At 60.2% G+C, this 16211-nt stretch carries 22 protein-coding genes; 5 read left to right on the plus strand and 17 right to left on the minus strand.

Annotated elements, in window-relative coordinates:
• The first annotated feature begins 72 nt into the window (after positions 1 to 72).
• Together BMZ46_RS05770 and tsaA are read left to right on the plus strand one after the other, a co-directional pair.
• The gene (locus BMZ46_RS05770; RefSeq protein ID WP_074691367.1) at positions 73 to 843 is read left to right on the plus strand and encodes an SDR family oxidoreductase; all 771 of its coding nucleotides are present in this window, start codon (positions 73 to 75) and stop codon (positions 841 to 843) included.
• A 112-nt stretch (positions 844 to 955) separates the two neighbouring features.
• Positions 956 to 1654 carry a tRNA (N6-threonylcarbamoyladenosine(37)-N6)-methyltransferase TrmO gene (tsaA, locus tag BMZ46_RS05775; RefSeq protein ID WP_170844889.1) on the plus strand — a complete coding sequence of 233 codons (699 nt, stop codon included), beginning with the start codon at positions 956 to 958 and terminating at the stop codon, positions 1652 to 1654.
• 125 nt (positions 1655 to 1779) lie between these two features.
• Here tsaA and fpr read toward each other — a convergent pair whose 3' ends face one another.
• A complete protein-coding gene (fpr, locus tag BMZ46_RS05780; RefSeq protein WP_007908723.1) occupies positions 1780 to 2559 on the minus strand; it encodes a ferredoxin-NADP reductase in 780 nt (259 codons plus the stop codon).
• Positions 2560 to 2703: 144 nt separating this feature from the next.
• On the opposite strand from fpr, the gene BMZ46_RS05785 reads away from it, so the two are divergent.
• Positions 2704 to 3630: a LysR family transcriptional regulator gene (locus BMZ46_RS05785; protein WP_007954941.1), complete on the plus strand. Its 927-nt coding sequence runs from the start codon at positions 2704 to 2706 to the stop codon at positions 3628 to 3630.
• Here BMZ46_RS05785 and BMZ46_RS05790 read toward each other — a convergent pair.
• The 3 genes from BMZ46_RS05790 to BMZ46_RS05800 all read right to left on the minus strand — a co-directional run bounded on the left by BMZ46_RS05790 (position 3627) and on the right by BMZ46_RS05800 (position 5683).
• Complete coding sequence (locus BMZ46_RS05790; RefSeq protein ID WP_039771303.1) at positions 3627 to 3989, minus strand: diacylglycerol kinase; 363 nt, start codon at positions 3987 to 3989, stop codon at positions 3627 to 3629. The two genes, BMZ46_RS05785 and BMZ46_RS05790, sit on opposite strands and share 4 nt — an antisense overlap.
• Before the next feature lie 75 nt (positions 3990 to 4064).
• Positions 4065 to 4715, minus strand: coding sequence for a response regulator transcription factor ErdR (erdR, locus tag BMZ46_RS05795; RefSeq protein ID WP_007954938.1), 651 nt, complete (start codon positions 4713 to 4715; stop codon positions 4065 to 4067).
• Positions 4716 to 4939: 224 nt separating this feature from the next.
• Positions 4940 to 5683 (minus strand): tRNA-uridine aminocarboxypropyltransferase, encoded by a 744-nt coding sequence (locus tag BMZ46_RS05800; RefSeq protein ID WP_074691363.1) that lies wholly within the window; start codon positions 5681 to 5683, stop codon positions 4940 to 4942.
• A 189-nt stretch (positions 5684 to 5872) separates the two neighbouring features.
• Here BMZ46_RS05800 and BMZ46_RS05805 point away from each other — a divergent pair, with 189 nt between their 5' ends.
• Positions 5873 to 6298 (plus strand): PA3611 family quorum-sensing-regulated virulence factor, encoded by a 426-nt coding sequence (locus BMZ46_RS05805; protein WP_011332746.1) that lies wholly within the window; start codon positions 5873 to 5875, stop codon positions 6296 to 6298.
• Here BMZ46_RS05805 and BMZ46_RS05810 read toward each other — a convergent pair whose 3' ends face one another.
• Positions 6299 to 6493: a hypothetical protein gene (locus tag BMZ46_RS05810; protein WP_074691361.1), complete on the minus strand. Its 195-nt coding sequence runs from the start codon at positions 6491 to 6493 to the stop codon at positions 6299 to 6301.
• A 352-nt stretch (positions 6494 to 6845) separates the two neighbouring features.
• Between BMZ46_RS05810 and BMZ46_RS05815 the strand changes: the two genes are divergently transcribed.
• Complete coding sequence (locus BMZ46_RS05815) at positions 6846 to 7964, plus strand: LOG family protein (RefSeq protein ID WP_074691359.1); 1119 nt, start codon at positions 6846 to 6848, stop codon at positions 7962 to 7964.
• An 80-nt stretch (positions 7965 to 8044) separates the two neighbouring features.
• Here the strand turns inward: BMZ46_RS05815 and recX are convergent, their stop codons facing one another.
• The 12 genes from recX to BMZ46_RS05875 form a co-directional block, all read right to left on the minus strand.
• The gene (recX, locus tag BMZ46_RS05820; protein WP_039771298.1) at positions 8045 to 8515 is read right to left on the minus strand and encodes a recombination regulator RecX; all 471 of its coding nucleotides are present in this window, start codon (positions 8513 to 8515) and stop codon (positions 8045 to 8047) included.
• An 8-nt stretch (positions 8516 to 8523) separates the two neighbouring features.
• The gene (recA, locus tag BMZ46_RS05825) at positions 8524 to 9582 is read right to left on the minus strand and encodes a recombinase RecA (protein ID WP_003222269.1); all 1059 of its coding nucleotides are present in this window, start codon (positions 9580 to 9582) and stop codon (positions 8524 to 8526) included.
• A gap of 83 nt (positions 9583 to 9665) precedes the next feature.
• Positions 9666 to 10166 carry a CinA family protein gene (locus tag BMZ46_RS05830; protein ID WP_074691357.1) on the minus strand — a complete coding sequence of 167 codons (501 nt, stop codon included), beginning with the start codon at positions 10164 to 10166 and terminating at the stop codon, positions 9666 to 9668.
• 68 nt (positions 10167 to 10234) lie between these two features.
• On the minus strand, positions 10235 to 10765 hold the full coding sequence (locus tag BMZ46_RS05835) for a lysis system i-spanin subunit Rz (protein ID WP_074691355.1): 531 nt from the start codon (positions 10763 to 10765) through the stop codon (positions 10235 to 10237).
• The gene (locus tag BMZ46_RS05840; protein ID WP_074691352.1) at positions 10747 to 11310 is read right to left on the minus strand and encodes a glycoside hydrolase family 19 protein; all 564 of its coding nucleotides are present in this window, start codon (positions 11308 to 11310) and stop codon (positions 10747 to 10749) included. Before BMZ46_RS05840 ends, BMZ46_RS05835 begins: the two co-directional genes overlap by 19 nt.
• A gap of 56 nt (positions 11311 to 11366) precedes the next feature.
• Positions 11367 to 11609 (minus strand): hypothetical protein, encoded by a 243-nt coding sequence (locus BMZ46_RS05845; protein ID WP_039771290.1) that lies wholly within the window; start codon positions 11607 to 11609, stop codon positions 11367 to 11369.
• An 11-nt stretch (positions 11610 to 11620) separates the two neighbouring features.
• Positions 11621 to 12823, minus strand: coding sequence for a carbohydrate binding domain-containing protein (locus tag BMZ46_RS05850; protein ID WP_074691350.1), 1203 nt, complete (start codon positions 12821 to 12823; stop codon positions 11621 to 11623).
• A gap of 18 nt (positions 12824 to 12841) precedes the next feature.
• Positions 12842 to 13288 (minus strand): tail fiber assembly protein, encoded by a 447-nt coding sequence (locus BMZ46_RS05855; RefSeq protein ID WP_074691348.1) that lies wholly within the window; start codon positions 13286 to 13288, stop codon positions 12842 to 12844.
• Positions 13289 to 14185, minus strand: coding sequence for a gp53-like domain-containing protein (locus BMZ46_RS05860; protein WP_074691346.1), 897 nt, complete (start codon positions 14183 to 14185; stop codon positions 13289 to 13291).
• Between the two features lie 41 nt (positions 14186 to 14226).
• A complete protein-coding gene (locus BMZ46_RS05865; protein WP_074691344.1) occupies positions 14227 to 14694 on the minus strand; it encodes a phage tail assembly chaperone in 468 nt (155 codons plus the stop codon).
• Positions 14694 to 15617, minus strand: a complete 924-nt coding sequence (locus BMZ46_RS05870) for a hypothetical protein (protein WP_039771280.1) — start codon at positions 15615 to 15617, stop codon at positions 14694 to 14696. Before BMZ46_RS05870 ends, BMZ46_RS05865 begins: the two co-directional genes overlap by 1 nt.
• A gap of 22 nt (positions 15618 to 15639) precedes the next feature.
• A complete protein-coding gene (locus tag BMZ46_RS05875) occupies positions 15640 to 16206 on the minus strand; it encodes a tail fiber assembly protein (protein WP_074691341.1) in 567 nt (188 codons plus the stop codon).
• Positions 16207 to 16211 lie beyond the last annotated feature (5 nt).

Here is a 16211-nt window from a genome sequence, read left to right on the forward strand (position 1 = left end):
AGCTTGAAACTTGTAGCTCGAAGCTGGCCGCATGGCCTAGGGTGTACTGAACCCTAGCCCTCAGGATTCGCCATGCACCCGTATTTCTCCCTGCAAGGCCGCACCGCCCTGGTGACCGGCGGCACCCGCGGTATCGGCAAAATGATCGCCAAGGCCTTTGTCGAGGCCGGCGCCCGCGTGTACGTCTGCTCCCGCGACGCTGAAGCCTGTCATCAAACCGCTGAAGAACTCAGTGCCCTGGGCACGTGTCATGGCATGGCGGCGAATCTGGCGACCGAAGAAGGCGTGAAAGAGCTGGCCGCGCGACTGGGCGAGCAGATCACTCATCTGGACATTCTGGTGAACAACGCCGGCACCACCTGGGGCGCGCCGCTGGAAAGCTACCCGGTCAAGGGCTGGGAGAAAGTCATGCAGCTCAACGTGACCTCGGTGTTCAGTTGCATCCAGCAGTTTCTGCCGTTGTTGCGTAAATCCGGGTCGGCGGCCAATCCGGCGCGGATCATCAACATCGGCTCGGTGGCGGGGATTTCTTCCTTTGGTGAACAGGCCTACGCCTACGGGCCGAGCAAGGCTGCCCTGCATCAGCTGTCGCGGATTCTCGCTAGGGAACTGGTGAGCCAGCACATCAACGTCAACGTCATCGCACCGGGGCGTTTCCCGAGCAAGATGACCCAGCACATCGGCAACGACCAGCAGGCACTTGCCGAAGACACCGCGCTGATTCCGATGAAACGTTGGGGCCGCGAGGAAGAAATGGCAGCACTGGCGATCAGCCTGGCGAGTACTGCCGGGGCCTACATGACCGGGAATATCATTCCGCTGGATGGCGGGTTCAGCCTCTGACATCGGCGGTGAAGCTATCGCTGCGATGCGGCGATAGCGCCAGATCTGTCAGCACCAGACTTGAAGCCTGCCGGGTTATCATGCCCGCCCTGCTCCGCTTCGAATGCACACCATGACTTACAGCGTCTCCCCCATCGGCTTCGTCCGCTCCTGCTTCAAGGAGAAGTTCGCCATCCCGCGCCAGCCGCAACTGGCCCCCGCCGCCCGTGGCGTGCTGGAACTGGTGGCACCGTTCGATCAGGGCGACGCGGTGCAGGGGCTGGAGCAGGTCAGTCATGTCTGGCTGCTGTTCCTGTTCCATCAGGCGCTGGAAGACAAGCCGCGACTCAAAGTCCGCCCTCCGCGTCTCGGTGGCAACAAGTCCATGGGCGTGTTCGCCACCCGCGCCACGCACCGGCCGAATGGCATCGGCCAGTCGGTGGTGAAGCTGGACAAGGTCGAGGCCAATCGCCTGTTTATCTCCGGCATCGACCTGCTGGACGGCACGCCGATTCTCGACATCAAACCCTACGTGCCGTACGCCGACATCATTACTGACGCCTCCAACAGCATCGCCAGTGCCGCGCCGCACCTGATCGACGTGCAGTGGACGGACGCGGCGCTGCAACAGGCGCACACGCACGCTCAGCGCCTGGCCGAGCCGCTGGTCGAGTTGATCGAGCAATGCCTGGCCCAGGATCCGCGCCCGGCCTATCAGACGCCCGCGCCCGAACGCGAATACGGCGCGCAGTTCTGGGATCTGGATGTGCGCTGGCATTACCCAGTGCCTGAGCAGATCCGCGTCCTGGAAGTCATCCCCGCCGAGGCGTGAACTCCGGAAACGAAAAAGCCCGCGCTGCCTTCTCAGGCAACACGGGCTGATCGTTCCCACGTCGAGGCGTCGAACCGTCTGCGTGGGAATGCATCCAGTGACGCTCTGCGTCACCTATAAACAGCTTACTTCTCGACGAATGCGCGCTCGATCAGGTAGTCACCCGGCTCGCGCATACGCGCCGAGATCTTCAGGCCGAAGCTGTCGAGCACTTCGCTGGTCTCGTCGAGCATGCTCGGGCTGCCGCAGATCATCGCGCGGTCGTCCTGCGGGTTGATCGGTGGCAGGCCGATGTCGCTGAACAGCTTGCCGCTGCGCATCAGATCGGTCAGACGGCCCTGATTCTCGAACGGCTCGCGAGTCACGGTCGGGTAATAGATCAGCTTGTCACGCAGCGCCTCGCCGAAGAACTCGTTCTGCGGCAGGTGCTCGGTGATGAATTCGCGGTAGGCGACTTCGTTGACGTAACGAACACCGTGAACCAGGATCACTTTCTCGAAGCGCTCGTAGGTTTCCGGGTCCTGGATCACGCTCATGAACGGCGCCAGACCGGTGCCGGTGCTCAGCAGGTACAGGTGCTTGCCCGGGTTCAGGTCGTCCAGCACCAGGGTGCCGGTCGGTTTTTTCGAGATGATGATCTCGTCGCCTTCCTTCAGGTGCTGCAGCTGGGAGGTCAGCGGACCGTCCTGCACCTTGATGCTGAAGAACTCGAGATGCTCTTCCCAGTTCGGGCTGGCGATCGAGTAAGCGCGCATAAGCGGGCGGCCGTTTGGCTGTTGCAGGCCGATCATCACGAACTGACCGTTCTCGAAGCGCAGGCCCGGATCGCGGGTGCACTTGAAGCTGAACAGAGTGTCGTTCCAGTGATGAACACTGAGGACACGCTCGTGGTTCATGTTGCTCATGTACGTGGGACTCCTGGAGATTGATCTGCGCCTGCCCGGCTCGTATTGAAGAATGCCGACGGTGCGCAATTGCATCGCATTCTAATAGCGCCGACAATATCTGTTAACTGGATTATTAAGATAAGGGTTATCGGTTATATCGATATGCGATTTACTCTTCGTCAACTGCAAGTCTTCGTCGCCGTCGCCCAGCAGGAAAGCGTGTCCCGTGCTGCGGGTCTGCTCAACCTGTCGCAATCGGCCGCCAGCACATCCATCACCGAACTGGAGCGCCAGTCCAGCTGCCAGCTGTTCGACCGCGCCGGTAAACGCCTGAGCCTCAACGCCCTCGGCAAACAGTTGCTGCCGCAAGCGGTGGCCATGCTCGATCAGGCCAAGGAAATCGAAGACCTGCTTAACGGCAAATCCGGTTTCGGCTCGCTGTCGGTGGGCGCGACCCTGACCATCGGCAATTACCTGGCGACCCTGCTGATCGGCGGTTTCATGCAGCGCCACCCCGAAAGCCAGGTGAAACTGCACGTACAGAACACTGCCAATATCGTGCAACAAGTGGCTCATTACGAAATTGATCTGGGTCTAATCGAGGGCGATTGCAGCCACCCGGACATCGAAGTGCAGAGTTGGGTCGAGGATGAACTGGTGGTGTTCTGCGCCCCACAGCATCCGTTGGCCAAACGCGGCAGCGCGACCATGGAGGAACTGACCCATGAAGCGTGGATTTTGCGGGAACAGGGTTCGGGGACGCGCCTGACCTTCGATCAGGCGATGCGGCATCACCGCAGCGCGCTGAACATCCGGCTCGAGCTGGAACATACCGAAGCGATCAAACGCGCGGTGGAATCAGGTCTGGGGATTGGCTGCATTTCGCGTCTGGCGCTGCGTGACGCCTTCCGCCGCGGCAGCCTGGTGCCGGTGGAGACGCCGGATCTGGATCTGGCCCGACAGTTCTACTTCATCTGGCACAAGCAGAAGTACCAGACCTCCGCCATGCGCGAATTCCTCGATCTGTGCCGCGCCTTCACCGCCGGGGTGCAGCGCAGCGACGAGATCGTTCTGCCGAGCATCGCTTAAAGCAGAATCACCGCCCACACCAGGGCGATCATGCTCAGTGCCACGAATTGCGCGGCACTGCCCATGTCCTTGGCGTTCTTGGACAGCGGGTGCAACTCCAGCGAGATGCGGTCGATGGCCGCCTCCACCGCCGAATTCAACAGCTCGACGATCAGCGCCAGCAGGCACACGGCGATCAGCAGCGCCTGCTCGACCCGGCTGACATCAAGGAAAAACGTCAGCGGAATCAGCACCACGTTGAGCAGCACCAGTTGCCGGAAAGCCGCTTCGCCGGTGAAGGCGGCGCGCAAGCCGTCCAGCGAGTAACCGGAAGCGTTGAGGATGCGTTTCAGGCCCGTCTGGCCCTTGAAAGGTGACATAAAGTAGATAACCGACCGAAATGAAGTGGGGAAGCTAGAGCAACGAAAGTCAAAAAAGCGTGAAGACGCCAGTGCTTACTGGCTCGGAATTGACTCAAGTTGTTGCAGCAGTAAAGCTGCCTGGGTCCGGGTCCGCACGTTCAACTTGCGAAAAATCGCCGTGACGTGGGCCTTGATGGTCGCTTCCGACACACTCAGCTCGTAGGCGATCTGCTTGTTCAGCAAGCCTTCGCAGACCATGGTCAACACCCGGAACTGCTGCGGTGTCAGGCTTGCAAGGCCATCGCTGGCGGCCTTGGCTTCATCCGAAACGCTGACCGCCTCGAACGCCTGGGGCGGCCAGAACACGTCGCCGTCCAGCACTTTGCGCACCGCTTCCTGAATCACGCTCAGGTCGCTGGACTTGGGAATGAAGCCACTGGCGCCGAATTCCCGGGACTTGACCATCACCGAGGCTTCTTCCTGGGCCGAAACCATCACCACCGGAATCTGCGGGTACTGACCGCGCAGCATCACCAGCCCGGAAAACCCGAAAGCACCCGGCATGTTCAGGTCCAGCAGCACCAGATCCCAGTCAGCCTTTTCGGTCAGGCGGGTTTCCAGCTCCGCGATGCTCGCCACCTCTACCATGCGTACATCCGGGCCAAGGCCCATCGTCACCGCTTGATGCAGTGCGCTACGAAAAAGAGGGTGATCATCGGCAATCAGGATGTCGTATGTGGCCATTTTTCAAATGATCCTGTTTTTGATGGCAGGCCCGCGCATTCGGGTCGTGCCAAAGCAAATCCAGATACCGCCCGGCAGCGGCATCCACAGGGGCACGTTCAACGCCAATCACGAACAAAAGCGGCGTTTCAAACCTTGGCCGCACCCCAATCGGCGCCAAGCATGACCAGCGAAGCCGGGGTGGTCAAGCCGCACGGCCACTGCTTTAGCAGTATGGGCCAGGATCAGGCCGGTACTGGCGCCGCGTTTCGGATATAGGGCAGCAATTCGGCGTGGGCCGGCGTCAACACATTGACCTCCAGTTGCTGCTTGGCCCCCAGGTAATGCTGGCTGAACACATCGAAATAGGCATCCAGCGCCGACGCCGCGTCTGAATCGCCGGCCAGCTCCAGGCACAGCGCCGCCACTTCGGCGGTGCACAGGTGCTCGCTGCGGGTCGAGCGGCGCAGGCGATAGCGCGAGAGTTTGTCGGGTAACAGGCTCAGGATCGGCAAACGGTCGAAATACGGGCTCTTGCGGAATATCTTCCGGGCTTCGGTCCAGGTTGCGTCCAGCAGAATGAACAGCGGGCGCTTGCTGCTATCGAGATCCACGGTGTTGGTCACCCGCGAAGGTTCGACGTACTCGCCGGGAAACACCAGATACGGCTGCCATTGCGGGTCGTTCAGCAGCGCCAGCAGTTGCTCGTCGGGCTCGGTCCGCGACCAGATGAAGGCATGGTTGTCGCGCACGATGTCGGCGATCAACCAGCCGGTATTGCTCGGCTTGAACACTTCCTTGCCGGTCATGATCAGGCAAACGCCAGAGCGCGCATCAACCGTCGGCCGCCAGGCACACAGGCAATGGCTGATGATCACCCGGCAATCGCGGCAGCGCGGGGAACGAAAGCCACGGGCCTGGATCGGCTTGATGCCTTCGTCCTCGCGCTGATCGCGCAGGCGGGCCACGGCGTTGGGGGCATGATTCATCGCAGGCGGCACCGGCAGACAGGAAAACTCGACACGAACGACACTCGGCAGGGCAATAAAGGGCGGCAGTTTACCAGAGCGACGGGGACAAGCCTGTACCCTCCCGACCGGCTCCCCTATAATTCGCCGCCACTGAACGCACAGTCACGTGGCTGGTCGAACCACCAGTCACTGAACCAGGAGAGTTTCATGCTGCGCCTTATCGTTCCCACCGCTGCCATTCTGCTGGCTTCGTCCTTCAGCGCTCAGGCTGCATCCCTGAGTGAGCAGAATCTGAACCGAGAGCTGCGCAATGTCGCCGCACAAAGCAGCGTCGGCACGCCACGGGCGATCAACGAAGACATTCTTGATCAGGGCTACACCGTCGAAGGCACCACGCTGGTCAATCACCTGAGCGTGCAAAAGAGCCACGCCGACAAAATGCGCGCCGATCCCAAAGCCGTGTATTTCCAGCTGGGCGCTTCGGTCTGCAACAACCCGTCGTACCGCAAGCTGATGGCCAAGGGCGCGATCATGCGTTACGACTTCACCGAAGTGAAAACCAACAAGGCGATCGGCTCCGCCAGCTACCAGGAATCGGATTGCCCGAAAGCGGCTCCAGCGAAGAAGAAGTAATCATCTCGACGTGGCGCGCCGCTGTTCATCCTCGGCGCGCAGCTCGGCCAACAAGGCCTGCAAGTAACGCGAGCGGCGCTCCCCTCCCGCCAGGCGTCGGCAGCACTCCTCTTCGAGACTCACATGGTTGGTCTCGGCCGATGCTTTCAACAATCGATACAGCTGCGCATCGATCTCCAGAATGACTCTGGCCATGTGTCCCGCCTCCTTGCCACCCGCAAATCCTTGAATAGCGTGCACCTTGCGTACGCTCGTTGACGCAAAGTTGTCGTAAGGCGCCTTTAACTTAGTAAATCAGAGCATTCAGCCCTCGACGCTGCATCGGACGAGCGGTGAAAACACCTCGCAAAGCGGCAATAAGCAGTTGCCAGCAAAGACTTTGCGGCGCGATGCTCAGTGAGCGAAAAATGCATTGAGGGTCTAGATTCAACGTATTCCCGATCTTTTATTAACGGCAGGAAAGGAGCTGCCGGCTGTTTGTTTTCTTGCAGCGCGGCACTGACGTCGCACGTCAGGGCCGGAAGCTCTGTGCAGAAGGAGAAGTTGCATGCCTTACCAACCGAATGACCTGCTCAGCCGTCATTTTCAGGAAAGCGGCCACGACCTCATCAGCAAGGTCGAAGAACAACTCAACCTGGTGTCACCCAACAGCCCGAATTCCCCCATCTACCGCGACATGATCCTGACCGTGCTGCGCATGGCCCAGGAAGACCACAACCGCTGGAACGCCAAGATCACCCTGCAAGCCCTGCGCGAACTGGAACAGGCCTTTCGCACGCTCGAACAGTTCAAGGGACGACGCAAGGTCACGGTGTTCGGCTCGGCTCGTACACCGGTCGAACATCCCCTTTACGCCATGGCTCGGGAACTCGGGGCATCGCTGGCTCGCTCGAACATGATGGTCATCACCGGTGCCGGCGGCGGAATCATGGCCGCCGCTCATGAAGGTGCCGGCCGCGATCACAGCCTGGGCTTCAACATCACCCTGCCCTTCGAGCAACATGCCAACCCCACGGTGGACGGTACCAACAACCTGCTGCCGTTCCATTTCTTCTTCACCCGCAAGCTGTTCTTCGTCAAGGAAGCCGACGCGCTGGTGTTGTGCCCCGGTGGGTTTGGCACCCTGGACGAAGCGCTGGAAGTGCTCACGCTGATCCAGACCGGCAAAAGTCCCCTGGTGCCGGTGGTTCTGCTGGACGCACCGGGCGGGACGTTCTGGCAAGGCGCGCTGGATTTCATCCGTCAGCAATTGGAGGAAAACCGCTACATCCTGCCGACCGACCTGAAGCTGATGCGCCTGGTCTACAACGTTGAAGAGGCGGTGGAGCAGATCAACCAGTTCTACGGCAACTTCCATTCCAGCCGCTGGCTCAAGCGCCAGTTTGTCATTCGCATGAATCACAAACTTAGCGATCAGGCCCTCGACCATATGCAGGAGGCTTTTGCCGATCTGTGCCTGAGCGATCAGTTCCATCAACACGCCTACGCTGGCGAAAAACACGACGAGGCTCAATTCAGCCACCTGACGCGCCTGGCATTTGCCTTCAATGCGCGAAATCACGGGCGTCTGCGGGAACTGGTGGACTACATCAACCTGCCGGAAAACTGGGCCCAGTCAAAACCCCAGACCGCGCAACGCACCCGCGAACCGTCGAAGGTTACGTGAAGGCAAAAAAAAACGGCCCGCTATCGAAATAGCGGGCCGTTTTTATTTTTTAGATGAAGCTGAGCTGAAGCTGGAGCGATTTAATCGTCCATCCCTCTGCCGCTGAACAAACGGTTGATCATCTCCATCGAGAATCCCCGATACGCCAGGAATCGACCTTGTCTGGCGCGTTCCTTGGCATCGCCGGGAAGCTGTCCGGAGAACTTCCGTTGCCACGTGTCCGTTAGCTGCTCCTGCCAGTTGATACCGCTCTCACGCAAGGCGAGTTCGATATCGGCGCGTTGCAAACCGCGTTGGCTCAGTTCTTCGCGAATCCGCAGTGGGCCGTAACCGGAGCGGGCGCGATAGGAAACAAAGCTTTCAAGATAACGGGCTTCGGAAAGCAGCCCTTCTTCCGTCAAACGGTCGAGGGCTGTTTCGATCATCTCGGGGGGAGCGCCACGCTGACGCAGTTTACGCGTCAGCTCGACTCGACCATGCTCGCGGCGTGCGAGCAGGTCCATGGCGGTTCGCCGCACCGCGACGAGGGTATCGAGTACGGCGGTTGTCATCGGTGCAATCAGATGTCAGCGTCAGCCAGGTCGTCTTCGGTCTCTTTGACCGCAGAAGCCTTGGAGTCGGCGATCACGGCTGGCGACAGCAGCTTGTCACGCAGTTGCTTCTCGAGCTTGGCCGCGACTTCCGGGTTGTCCGCCAGGAACTTGGCCGAGTTGGCCTTGCCCTGACCGATCTTGGTGCCTTCATAGGCATACCAGGCGCCGGACTTCTCGACGAAACCGTGCAGTACGCCCAGGTCGATCATCTCGCCGTTCAGGTAAATACCCTTGCCGTAGAGAATCTGGAACTCGGCCTGACGGAACGGCGAAGCCACCTTGTTCTTCACAACCTTGACGCGGGTTTCGCTGCCGACCACTTCGTCGCCTTCCTTCACCGCGCCAGTACGGCGGATGTCGAGACGAACCGAGGCGTAGAACTTCAGCGCGTTACCACCGGTGGTGGTTTCCGGGCTGCCGAACATCACGCCGATCTTCATGCGGATCTGGTTGATGAAGATCACCAGGCAGTTGGCGTTCTTGATGTTACCGGTGATTTTACGCAGCGCCTGGGACATCAGACGGGCTTGCAGGCCCACGTGCATGTCACCCATTTCGCCTTCGATTTCAGCCTTTGGCACCAGAGCGGCCACGGAGTCGACGATGATCACGTCAACGGCGTTGGAGCGCACCAGCATGTCGGTGATTTCCAGGGCCTGTTCGCCGGTGTCCGGCTGGGAAACCAGCAGGTCGTCGACGTTGACGCCCAACTTGCCGGCGTACTCAGGGTCGAGGGCGTGTTCGGCGTCGACGAAGGCGCAGGTCGCGCCAGCTTTTTGAGCCTGGGCGATCACGGACAGCGTCAGTGTGGTTTTACCGGAAGATTCAGGACCGTAGATTTCAACGATACGGCCTTTTGGCAGGCCGCCGATGCCGAGTGCGATGTCCAGACCCAGAGAGCCGGTGGAAATGGCCGGGATCGCCTGACGGTCCTGATCGCCCATACGCATTACGGCACCCTTGCCGAATTGACGTTCGATCTGACCCAGGGCCGCAGCCAAGGCTTTCTTCTTGTTGTCGTCCATTAAAGTCCTCACGTAATCAATAAGGCCTGACGGCCAACACCTGTATAAGTAGCCAGTATTATTCCACAGCGTTCACGGATCGCCTACCCCTGATTTTCGATTTCTCGTGCCGCTAGTCGCAGCAAGCCCTCTAGCGCGGCCTTCACCGTTTGTCGGCGAACTTCGTCGCGGTTGCCGGAGAAGTGCTGGACCTCACTGGAAATCTGGTCGCCCACGCCCCACGCCAGCCATACGGTGCCCACCGGTTTGTTCGGCGAACCACCGTCCGGCCCGGCCACACCGCTGACCGCCACGGCAAACCGCGCCAGGCTTTTTTCCTGGGCGCCCCGCACCATGGCCTCGACCACCTCGCGACTGACCGCACCCACGGTGCCGAACAGCTCCGTCGGCACATTCAATTGCTGAGTTTTCTGGCGGTTGGAGTAGGTCACGTAACCCGCCTCGAACCACGCCGAACTCCCAGGAATGCGGGTGATGGCTTCGGCAATCCCGCCACCGGTACAGGACTCGGCCGTAGTGACGTGGGCATTGAGCAATTGCAGACGTCGGCCAAGTTCGGCCGCCAGTTGAGTGATTTCTTTCACGGCGCGCTCCGGATCGGATGGAATGGGTACCACCGTACACGAGCCGGTTGCGCTTTCAATACACAAGCTTATTCAAAATGTGCAGGAGCCAGCGCTCTGATATAGGCCTGACAGGCCTGCAAGGCGATCAGTCCGCGGTCGCCTTCGCCGGTGATGGCGACAATTCGTCGAGCATACGCCGGGTCAAGTCGGGCGCGTATGGCTGCATGATCCACGCCGCTGGCGCCGGAGGCGGCTGGCACACCACAGCCTTGGGCAGCGTCGCCTGCGTCGATGAGGACTGACAGGCGCAGATCAGCAGTGGCAAGGCGATCGCGCAGGCGATCCTGATCACGTTGGGCATCGTTCAGTGCTCGGTAATGGGTTTGTTCGCTGGCCGCGAGCCGTTGCTCCAGGGCCAGACGCTTGTCCTGCTCGGCCTGTTGCGCGGTGGCAGCGGCCGAAGTCAGCTGATTGAGGGTTTCGGCATGCAACCGCGCCTGCTCGGCCAGTTGGCGACCGTAGCGCCAGTCCTGAAACTGCCAGGCCAGCGCTGCCGATACTGCGGCCAGCAGCACCAGACCGAGCAGCCGCCAGACGCTCAAACCGAAGGCTGGCATAACACCGCCCTCGCCCGCCCCCAAAGCTCCAGTCGATCCTGCAAGCCGTTCAACCCGCCGTTGATCCGCCGGGTGATGCTGTTGAACTGGTCCTGATCCGCCAGTTCGTTCAGGCCGTTCTGCGCCCAGAACCACGCGGCGGACTCGGCCGCCCATAGCGGTTGCTCCAGCAGTTCCGGCAGCGCCAGCAAGCGCTCGTCACCAAACAGCCCGAGGCTGCACTGGCGATAGTTGGTGCGGCCGGTGATCTGGATCAGCCCGCGCCCGCGATACTTCTGCCCGTCGCCATCGGCCTCGGGCGTGTTGCCCAGACGCAAGGCCAGCGTACCGGTGTCGTATTTACTCAGGTATTGGTTGTTGCCCAGTTCACGCACGTACTGCAATTGCCCGGACTCGTGGCCGATTTGTGCCAGAAACGCAGCAACTCGCTTGGGCGTGTCGATGCGATGGCGAGCCATGGCGTCGTTGAGCGGTGAAACAAAAACGCCCGCTTGGCGGCGGGCGTTGGGCATGATGTTGAGTAGGTTGTCTTCAGTGATTTGCATAATGCTCGATCCTCCCTGGATGCGCCGATTGAATCACGGATGGCGACCAAAGCTGATCAGCCATTGTTTACCTCAGTTTTCAGCGTGCTGTCCGGGGACACCTGGATCATTCGCTTGAACAAACCCAGCATGCCCTGATTGGCCGTCGCACTCTCTAGCGGCGGATCCAGTGGCAGTACCTGTCCCCCGGAAACCAGCCACTCCTGGTACTCGAGCCAGTCACGGTTGGTCGGATCCTGTGGAATGAACGCTGAATCACCCAGGCGCAGAACGCCAGACGATGTGAGCTGATAGCTCATGGACTTGCCTCCTAGATTTCCGCGTCCGCGGTCCATTCGATCTGCAAAATCTGCCCGGGAACACTGCCGACAGGAGTCACAGTGGCAATGGCAAAGCTTCTCTCGGTCACGCTTTGCAAAACGGTTCCCGTACACGCCTTCATCAGGCCCTGATGCCAGACTTGATTGCTCGCATCTCCCGGGCAATACAGCACGATGGTAGGTTGTACGCGCTTGAGCACCTGCATATCGATGCTCATACCGTACTGACCGGTATTGGCTGCCGCGGCCTGGGTGAAGTTACCAATGCAGGTTGCGGCACCATTGTTCGAACGGATCTGCAGACGGTTAGCAAAAGACTTCTCAAAATAACGCTGGCAAAGGCTCAGCTCTTCCGCCGCCGGACGGTATTCAAACGCTGTCGCAACCGGCCCCTCCTCCAATTGCATCTGTGCCAGATCGACGGTCTGCAACACGTTGAGCGGCAGATCGAACGACAAGGTCAGGCAGTCATTCACGCCCAGCATTTTCCCGGCGATGATTGGCACCTGAAACGTTGCGCTGTATTTCTTCCACGACGTACTCAGTTGAAAGACGTCGACAACCTTCACTACACCCTCCGAACCGCCCGTTCCGAACTGCTGAGCAATCGTGACGCGCAAAGGACGCGTCGCATCGGATCGCGCCCAGAAGCTGACCGTAGCCGTTCGCCCGGCCAGAGTTCTGACCGATTCAATGCTCTGGGCGACTTTATGCACCGTTGCTCCCGTGCCTGCGGTGGCCTGCTGCCAGCGCAGGAAATAAGCGGGTTCACCCACGACTTCCGTTTGACCGAGGGGAAAATCCTGGCGCGAAATGCTGACACCTGCGTTGCCGTTCCAGTCGCATCGAAAACGATCCGCCACATAGCCACCGATGTTCGGCCCTTGATTGGTCGTGCCGCGTTGCCAGATATTGAATCCACCATTGATCAACAGATTCTTGCGATACACCTGCACAGGAAACTGCTGCAGCGGATCGGGCTTGGCCAGTTGCCGAATGGCCTGTGCCAGTTGATCGGTCTGCTCCTCATCCGGCGTCAGACCGGCGGCCGTGATCGCGTTGAGAATTTCCTGGGTCACACTGTTGCCCCAACTGGCCGGGATCAACGATCCCGGTTTTCCGGCAATCGGGTCCTCATCGACGAACCGGCCATTCTCCAGGCCTGAGCCGGGAACGCTTTTCGGATAATCCATTTCAGTTTCCTTGATTCACTAGAGCGCCGAGGCCAACCAGCGTGGCGCTACCGGCCGATGCTCACTGAACGGGAAAAGCGACGCCTGGGGCCAATCCCGCAGAGCCCGCCGAAATGATTGCAGTTCGGCGTATTGCTCGGTAGTCAGGGTGGTGCCGCCGCCGTCCTCCAGCTCATCGCGATCACGCGCTACCAGACCATCGGTCGCGGCCAGTTGCGCCGTACGCCACTGGCGTTCGATATCGGCTGCTTCTTCGGGACTCGGCGGCGGCGGATCCACCAGAATCGGAAACCCGTTACCGTTATTGACGCCAATCACCTTTGGCGAGACGGCCAATTGCTGTAACAGGGAGATCCAGTACGCCTGAGGAATTTCGATCACATCCTCGGGAATGTCCGAGGTGTTGATACCGGGTACATAAACGGCCCGGGTAGTTGCGCTGAAAAACACATTGAACGGGTTCATTCAGTAGCCCTTTGCAAAATAATAGATACCCCAGTTTGCCGAGACGGCCCCGTTATAACTGCGGACCTTCAAACGGCATCCGGTTTTGCTTTCCGATCCCGCGTACTGAACGACCATGGCTCCGTCGCCGCCCGAATGGATGGCGACGATCGATGAAAAGGCAGTTGGGAATGCAATCGGAAAGGTCACATAGACATCGCCGTTGGCATCGGTCGTCCCTACTCCCCATTGATCGATGTTGCCGCTGGGAAAGCGCTGGTAACCGACATTGCCGTAGACGCCGGAATGGGCCGTCGCATACCGGTCGCTGACCGAGCCGCCGTACAGTCGCCACTGTCCGGTCAACTTGACCAGTTGCGCCGAATCACCGAGGCCAAGCTTGAGTGCGCCGATGGTGCCGTTGCAGGTTTCAATGGCTTCATTGCCGGTGGGACTGATCGTCAGAACGCCATTCCCGGCGTTGAGGATATGCAGGGTCCCGGCATGAGGAATATTGGCAACGGAAGGCAGGGTCGCCGTAATCGGCGTGGCGCTGGAAAAACTCGCCACGCCGCCCACGCTGGCCGCTGTCAAAGTCGTACTCGTCGGATAGGAGGCGAAACCGGAAAACTGCAGACCGCTGCGGCTCACGAAAGCGGTAGTGGCGACCGACTGACTGTTGTCGAACTGCGGCGCGGTCGCAAACAGTTTGTTGCTGCGCAATGCCGTCAGTACTTGATCGGTTCGAGTCTCGGACGGGGTGAGGCCAGCGGTCTGGATCACGGTCAGCAGCTCCTGAGTGATGCCGTTGCCCCAGCTGGCCGGGATCAAGGATCCCGGCTTGCCGGTGACCGGGTCTTCATCGACAAACTTGCCGTTCACCAGACCTGCGCTGGGAACACTATTGGGGTAGTCCACGGTTTATCTCCTTATCTGAATTCATGGGTTGTGTGAGGGCTTCAGCCAATGTCCGTGGCCAGCCATTGGGGCGCTGACGGCCGTAAAACGGAGGACGGAAATGCGCCGGCACCTGGCCAGTCGCGCAACGCCTGGCGGTATTCGAGCAACTCCAGATACTGCTGGGCCTTGAGCGTTGTTCCGCGTCCCAGTTCCTGCTCGTCGCGGTGGCGGGTGACTTGCCATTCGGTGGCTGCGAGCGCGGACTGGCGCCAGACTCGCTCTGCCGCCAGAGGCTCCTTGTCCTCGACCATTGGGGGTTGAGCGATGACAGGACTTTGCGGTTCCCGCAAAGGCTCGATAGCGCGAGCCGCCTCGGGCATCGGCGCGCCGATTTCGACGCTCACACCCTCGGGCACCTGCACCATCGCCGCGACGAAAGCAGGCGCGAACAGTTGCTCGATCGCGTAGTCACCGGTGTCGATCACTTCGATCGCAACACCGTTTTCAATACGTGCATAACGGGCCATTACTCGTACTCCCAGATTTCACAGAAGGCATTGCCGCCGGCGCCGCTCACGATTGACGCAGAAGCGTGAACCGAGCAGGAACCACTGCCGCCCGAACCTCGAACACCTGCATTGCCAACGGTGTTTGACCCGCTGAAAGGGCCACCACCATCGAACGGACTCGGAGCTCCGAAACCCGACAGCAACCCCCAATTGGCGTTGCTCATTCCGAAACCTCCGGTGATACCGCGAGCACTGCAGAGATTGCCTCCAGCCAGTAATCCACCTACCCCGCCCTGAATGAATCCTGACGAAGTGCCCGTGACCACGATCCCCAGTTTCTGCCCGCCACCACCTCCCGAAACACTCATGTAGCTACCAAAGGAAGCGCCGCCGCCCGCAAGGCCCGTGGTGTTGCTGACAGCGCCCCCGGCGCCCAGCGAAACCGGTACGCCGGCGAGCATTTGCGCGGTGACGTCATACAGGCTTTCCGCATACGCGCCGGACCCGCCACCACCGCCGAGAATTTGAGTGCCTGTCGGAACAGGTTCGCATCCGCCCCCCGATCCACCCGCCCCGACCAATCGAACGCGAATCCGTTTCGCCCTCGGGTTCGGCTTGTAAACCGTGATCCCGACTGCATCAATCTGCCTTACCGCCAGCAACCTTCCCACTGCATCGGTGATGCCGTAGCCCGCCAGCGTGGTCGGGGTGTTTTTCAATTTGGTGAAGTCGACGAGAGCGCCAATGGCCGTTGCCAACTGATTGGTTTTGCTCTCGTCCGGCGTCAGTCCGGCGGCCTTGATGGCGTTGAGAATTTCTTGCGTGACACTGTTGCCCCAGGCGGCGGGGATCAATGATCCGGGCGTGCCGGCAACCGGGTTTTCATCGACAAAACCGCCATTGACCAGGCCGACGCCGGGGATGCTGTTTGGATAATCCATTACACGGTTCCCTGTGCTGCAGTCAGTTGGTTACGGTTGTGCCGGGCACCGCCGGCCATATGACTTCGCCGGGAAATCCGGCCTGTTTTTCGATGCGATTCAGCTCCACGCTGTAAAGCTTCCACTCGAGCAATTGCAGTTGCTCTTCATGGCTGGCGTCGCCGATGTCTTCGGCGTATTGCAGGGGGGCGATGCGCAGGACGGCGTCGCGCAGCAACGTGTCGCGCTGCTCAAGCATCTGCTGGCTGATGCTGAGCAATCGGGCCTGTTCATCCACTTGCCAGGCGTCGCCGCGCCACACATGAAATTCCCCCGGCCAGGGCTGCGTTGTGAGGGTATCGGGCAACTCCCCCAACTCACTCCAGATCTGCTGCCCGCCGCCATCCTTGCGGAAAACCGGACCGCGCCGGTCAATCACCTCTCGCGGTACACCGTTGATCAGGGCCCAGGTACGACCGGCTTCTGGCGCGGGCAACTCGAAGGACAACTCCACCGCATTGCTGGGCAGTTGAATACCGATGCCCGGGGTCACAAAAAACTCGACAGGCCCGGACAAGGCGCCCGAGCCGTCAAACAGATAATTGAACATAGGCA

The sequence above is a fragment of the Pseudomonas sp. NFIX49 genome (genome assembly GCF_900115915.1).
GTDB classification, from domain to species: Bacteria; Pseudomonadota; Gammaproteobacteria; order Pseudomonadales; family Pseudomonadaceae; genus Aquipseudomonas; species Aquipseudomonas pharyngis.

Excerpts from the sequence above, each read along its gene's own strand:
- BMZ46_RS05840 (WP_074691352.1), bottom strand. The coding sequence starts at position 11,310 with ATGCAAATCACTGAAGACAACCTACTCAACATCATGCCCAACGCCCGC.
- BMZ46_RS05815 (WP_074691359.1), top strand. The coding sequence starts at position 6,846 with ATGCCTTACCAACCGAATGACCTGCTCAGCCGTCATTTTCAGGAAAGC.
- BMZ46_RS05850 (WP_074691350.1), bottom strand. The coding sequence starts at position 12,823 with ATGGATTATCCGAAAAGCGTTCCCGGCTCAGGCCTGGAGAATGGCCGG.
- BMZ46_RS05870 (WP_039771280.1), bottom strand. The coding sequence starts at position 15,617 with ATGGATTATCCAAACAGCATCCCCGGCGTCGGCCTGGTCAATGGCGGT.
- fpr (WP_007908723.1), bottom strand. The coding sequence starts at position 2,559 with ATGAGCAACATGAACCACGAGCGTGTCCTCAGTGTTCATCACTGGAAC.
- tsaA (WP_170844889.1), top strand. The coding sequence starts at position 956 with ATGACTTACAGCGTCTCCCCCATCGGCTTCGTCCGCTCCTGCTTCAAG.
- erdR (WP_007954938.1), bottom strand. The coding sequence starts at position 4,715 with ATGGCCACATACGACATCCTGATTGCCGATGATCACCCTCTTTTTCGT.
- BMZ46_RS05770 (WP_074691367.1), top strand. The coding sequence starts at position 73 with ATGCACCCGTATTTCTCCCTGCAAGGCCGCACCGCCCTGGTGACCGGC.
- BMZ46_RS05835 (WP_074691355.1), bottom strand. The coding sequence starts at position 10,765 with ATGCCAGCCTTCGGTTTGAGCGTCTGGCGGCTGCTCGGTCTGGTGCTG.
- BMZ46_RS05845 (WP_039771290.1), bottom strand. The coding sequence starts at position 11,609 with ATGAGCTATCAGCTCACATCGTCTGGCGTTCTGCGCCTGGGTGATTCA.
- recA (WP_003222269.1), bottom strand. The coding sequence starts at position 9,582 with ATGGACGACAACAAGAAGAAAGCCTTGGCTGCGGCCCTGGGTCAGATC.
- recX (WP_039771298.1), bottom strand. The coding sequence starts at position 8,515 with ATGACAACCGCCGTACTCGATACCCTCGTCGCGGTGCGGCGAACCGCC.
- BMZ46_RS05810 (WP_074691361.1), bottom strand. The coding sequence starts at position 6,493 with ATGGCCAGAGTCATTCTGGAGATCGATGCGCAGCTGTATCGATTGTTG.
- BMZ46_RS05875 (WP_074691341.1), bottom strand. The coding sequence starts at position 16,206 with ATGTTCAATTATCTGTTTGACGGCTCGGGCGCCTTGTCCGGGCCTGTC.
- BMZ46_RS05790 (WP_039771303.1), bottom strand. The coding sequence starts at position 3,989 with ATGTCACCTTTCAAGGGCCAGACGGGCCTGAAACGCATCCTCAACGCT.
- BMZ46_RS05865 (WP_074691344.1), bottom strand. The coding sequence starts at position 14,694 with ATGGCCCGTTATGCACGTATTGAAAACGGTGTTGCGATCGAAGTGATC.
- BMZ46_RS05785 (WP_007954941.1), top strand. The coding sequence starts at position 2,704 with ATGCGATTTACTCTTCGTCAACTGCAAGTCTTCGTCGCCGTCGCCCAG.
- BMZ46_RS05855 (WP_074691348.1), bottom strand. The coding sequence starts at position 13,288 with ATGAACCCGTTCAATGTGTTTTTCAGCGCAACTACCCGGGCCGTTTAT.
- BMZ46_RS05800 (WP_074691363.1), bottom strand. The coding sequence starts at position 5,683 with ATGAATCATGCCCCCAACGCCGTGGCCCGCCTGCGCGATCAGCGCGAG.
- BMZ46_RS05805 (WP_011332746.1), top strand. The coding sequence starts at position 5,873 with ATGCTGCGCCTTATCGTTCCCACCGCTGCCATTCTGCTGGCTTCGTCC.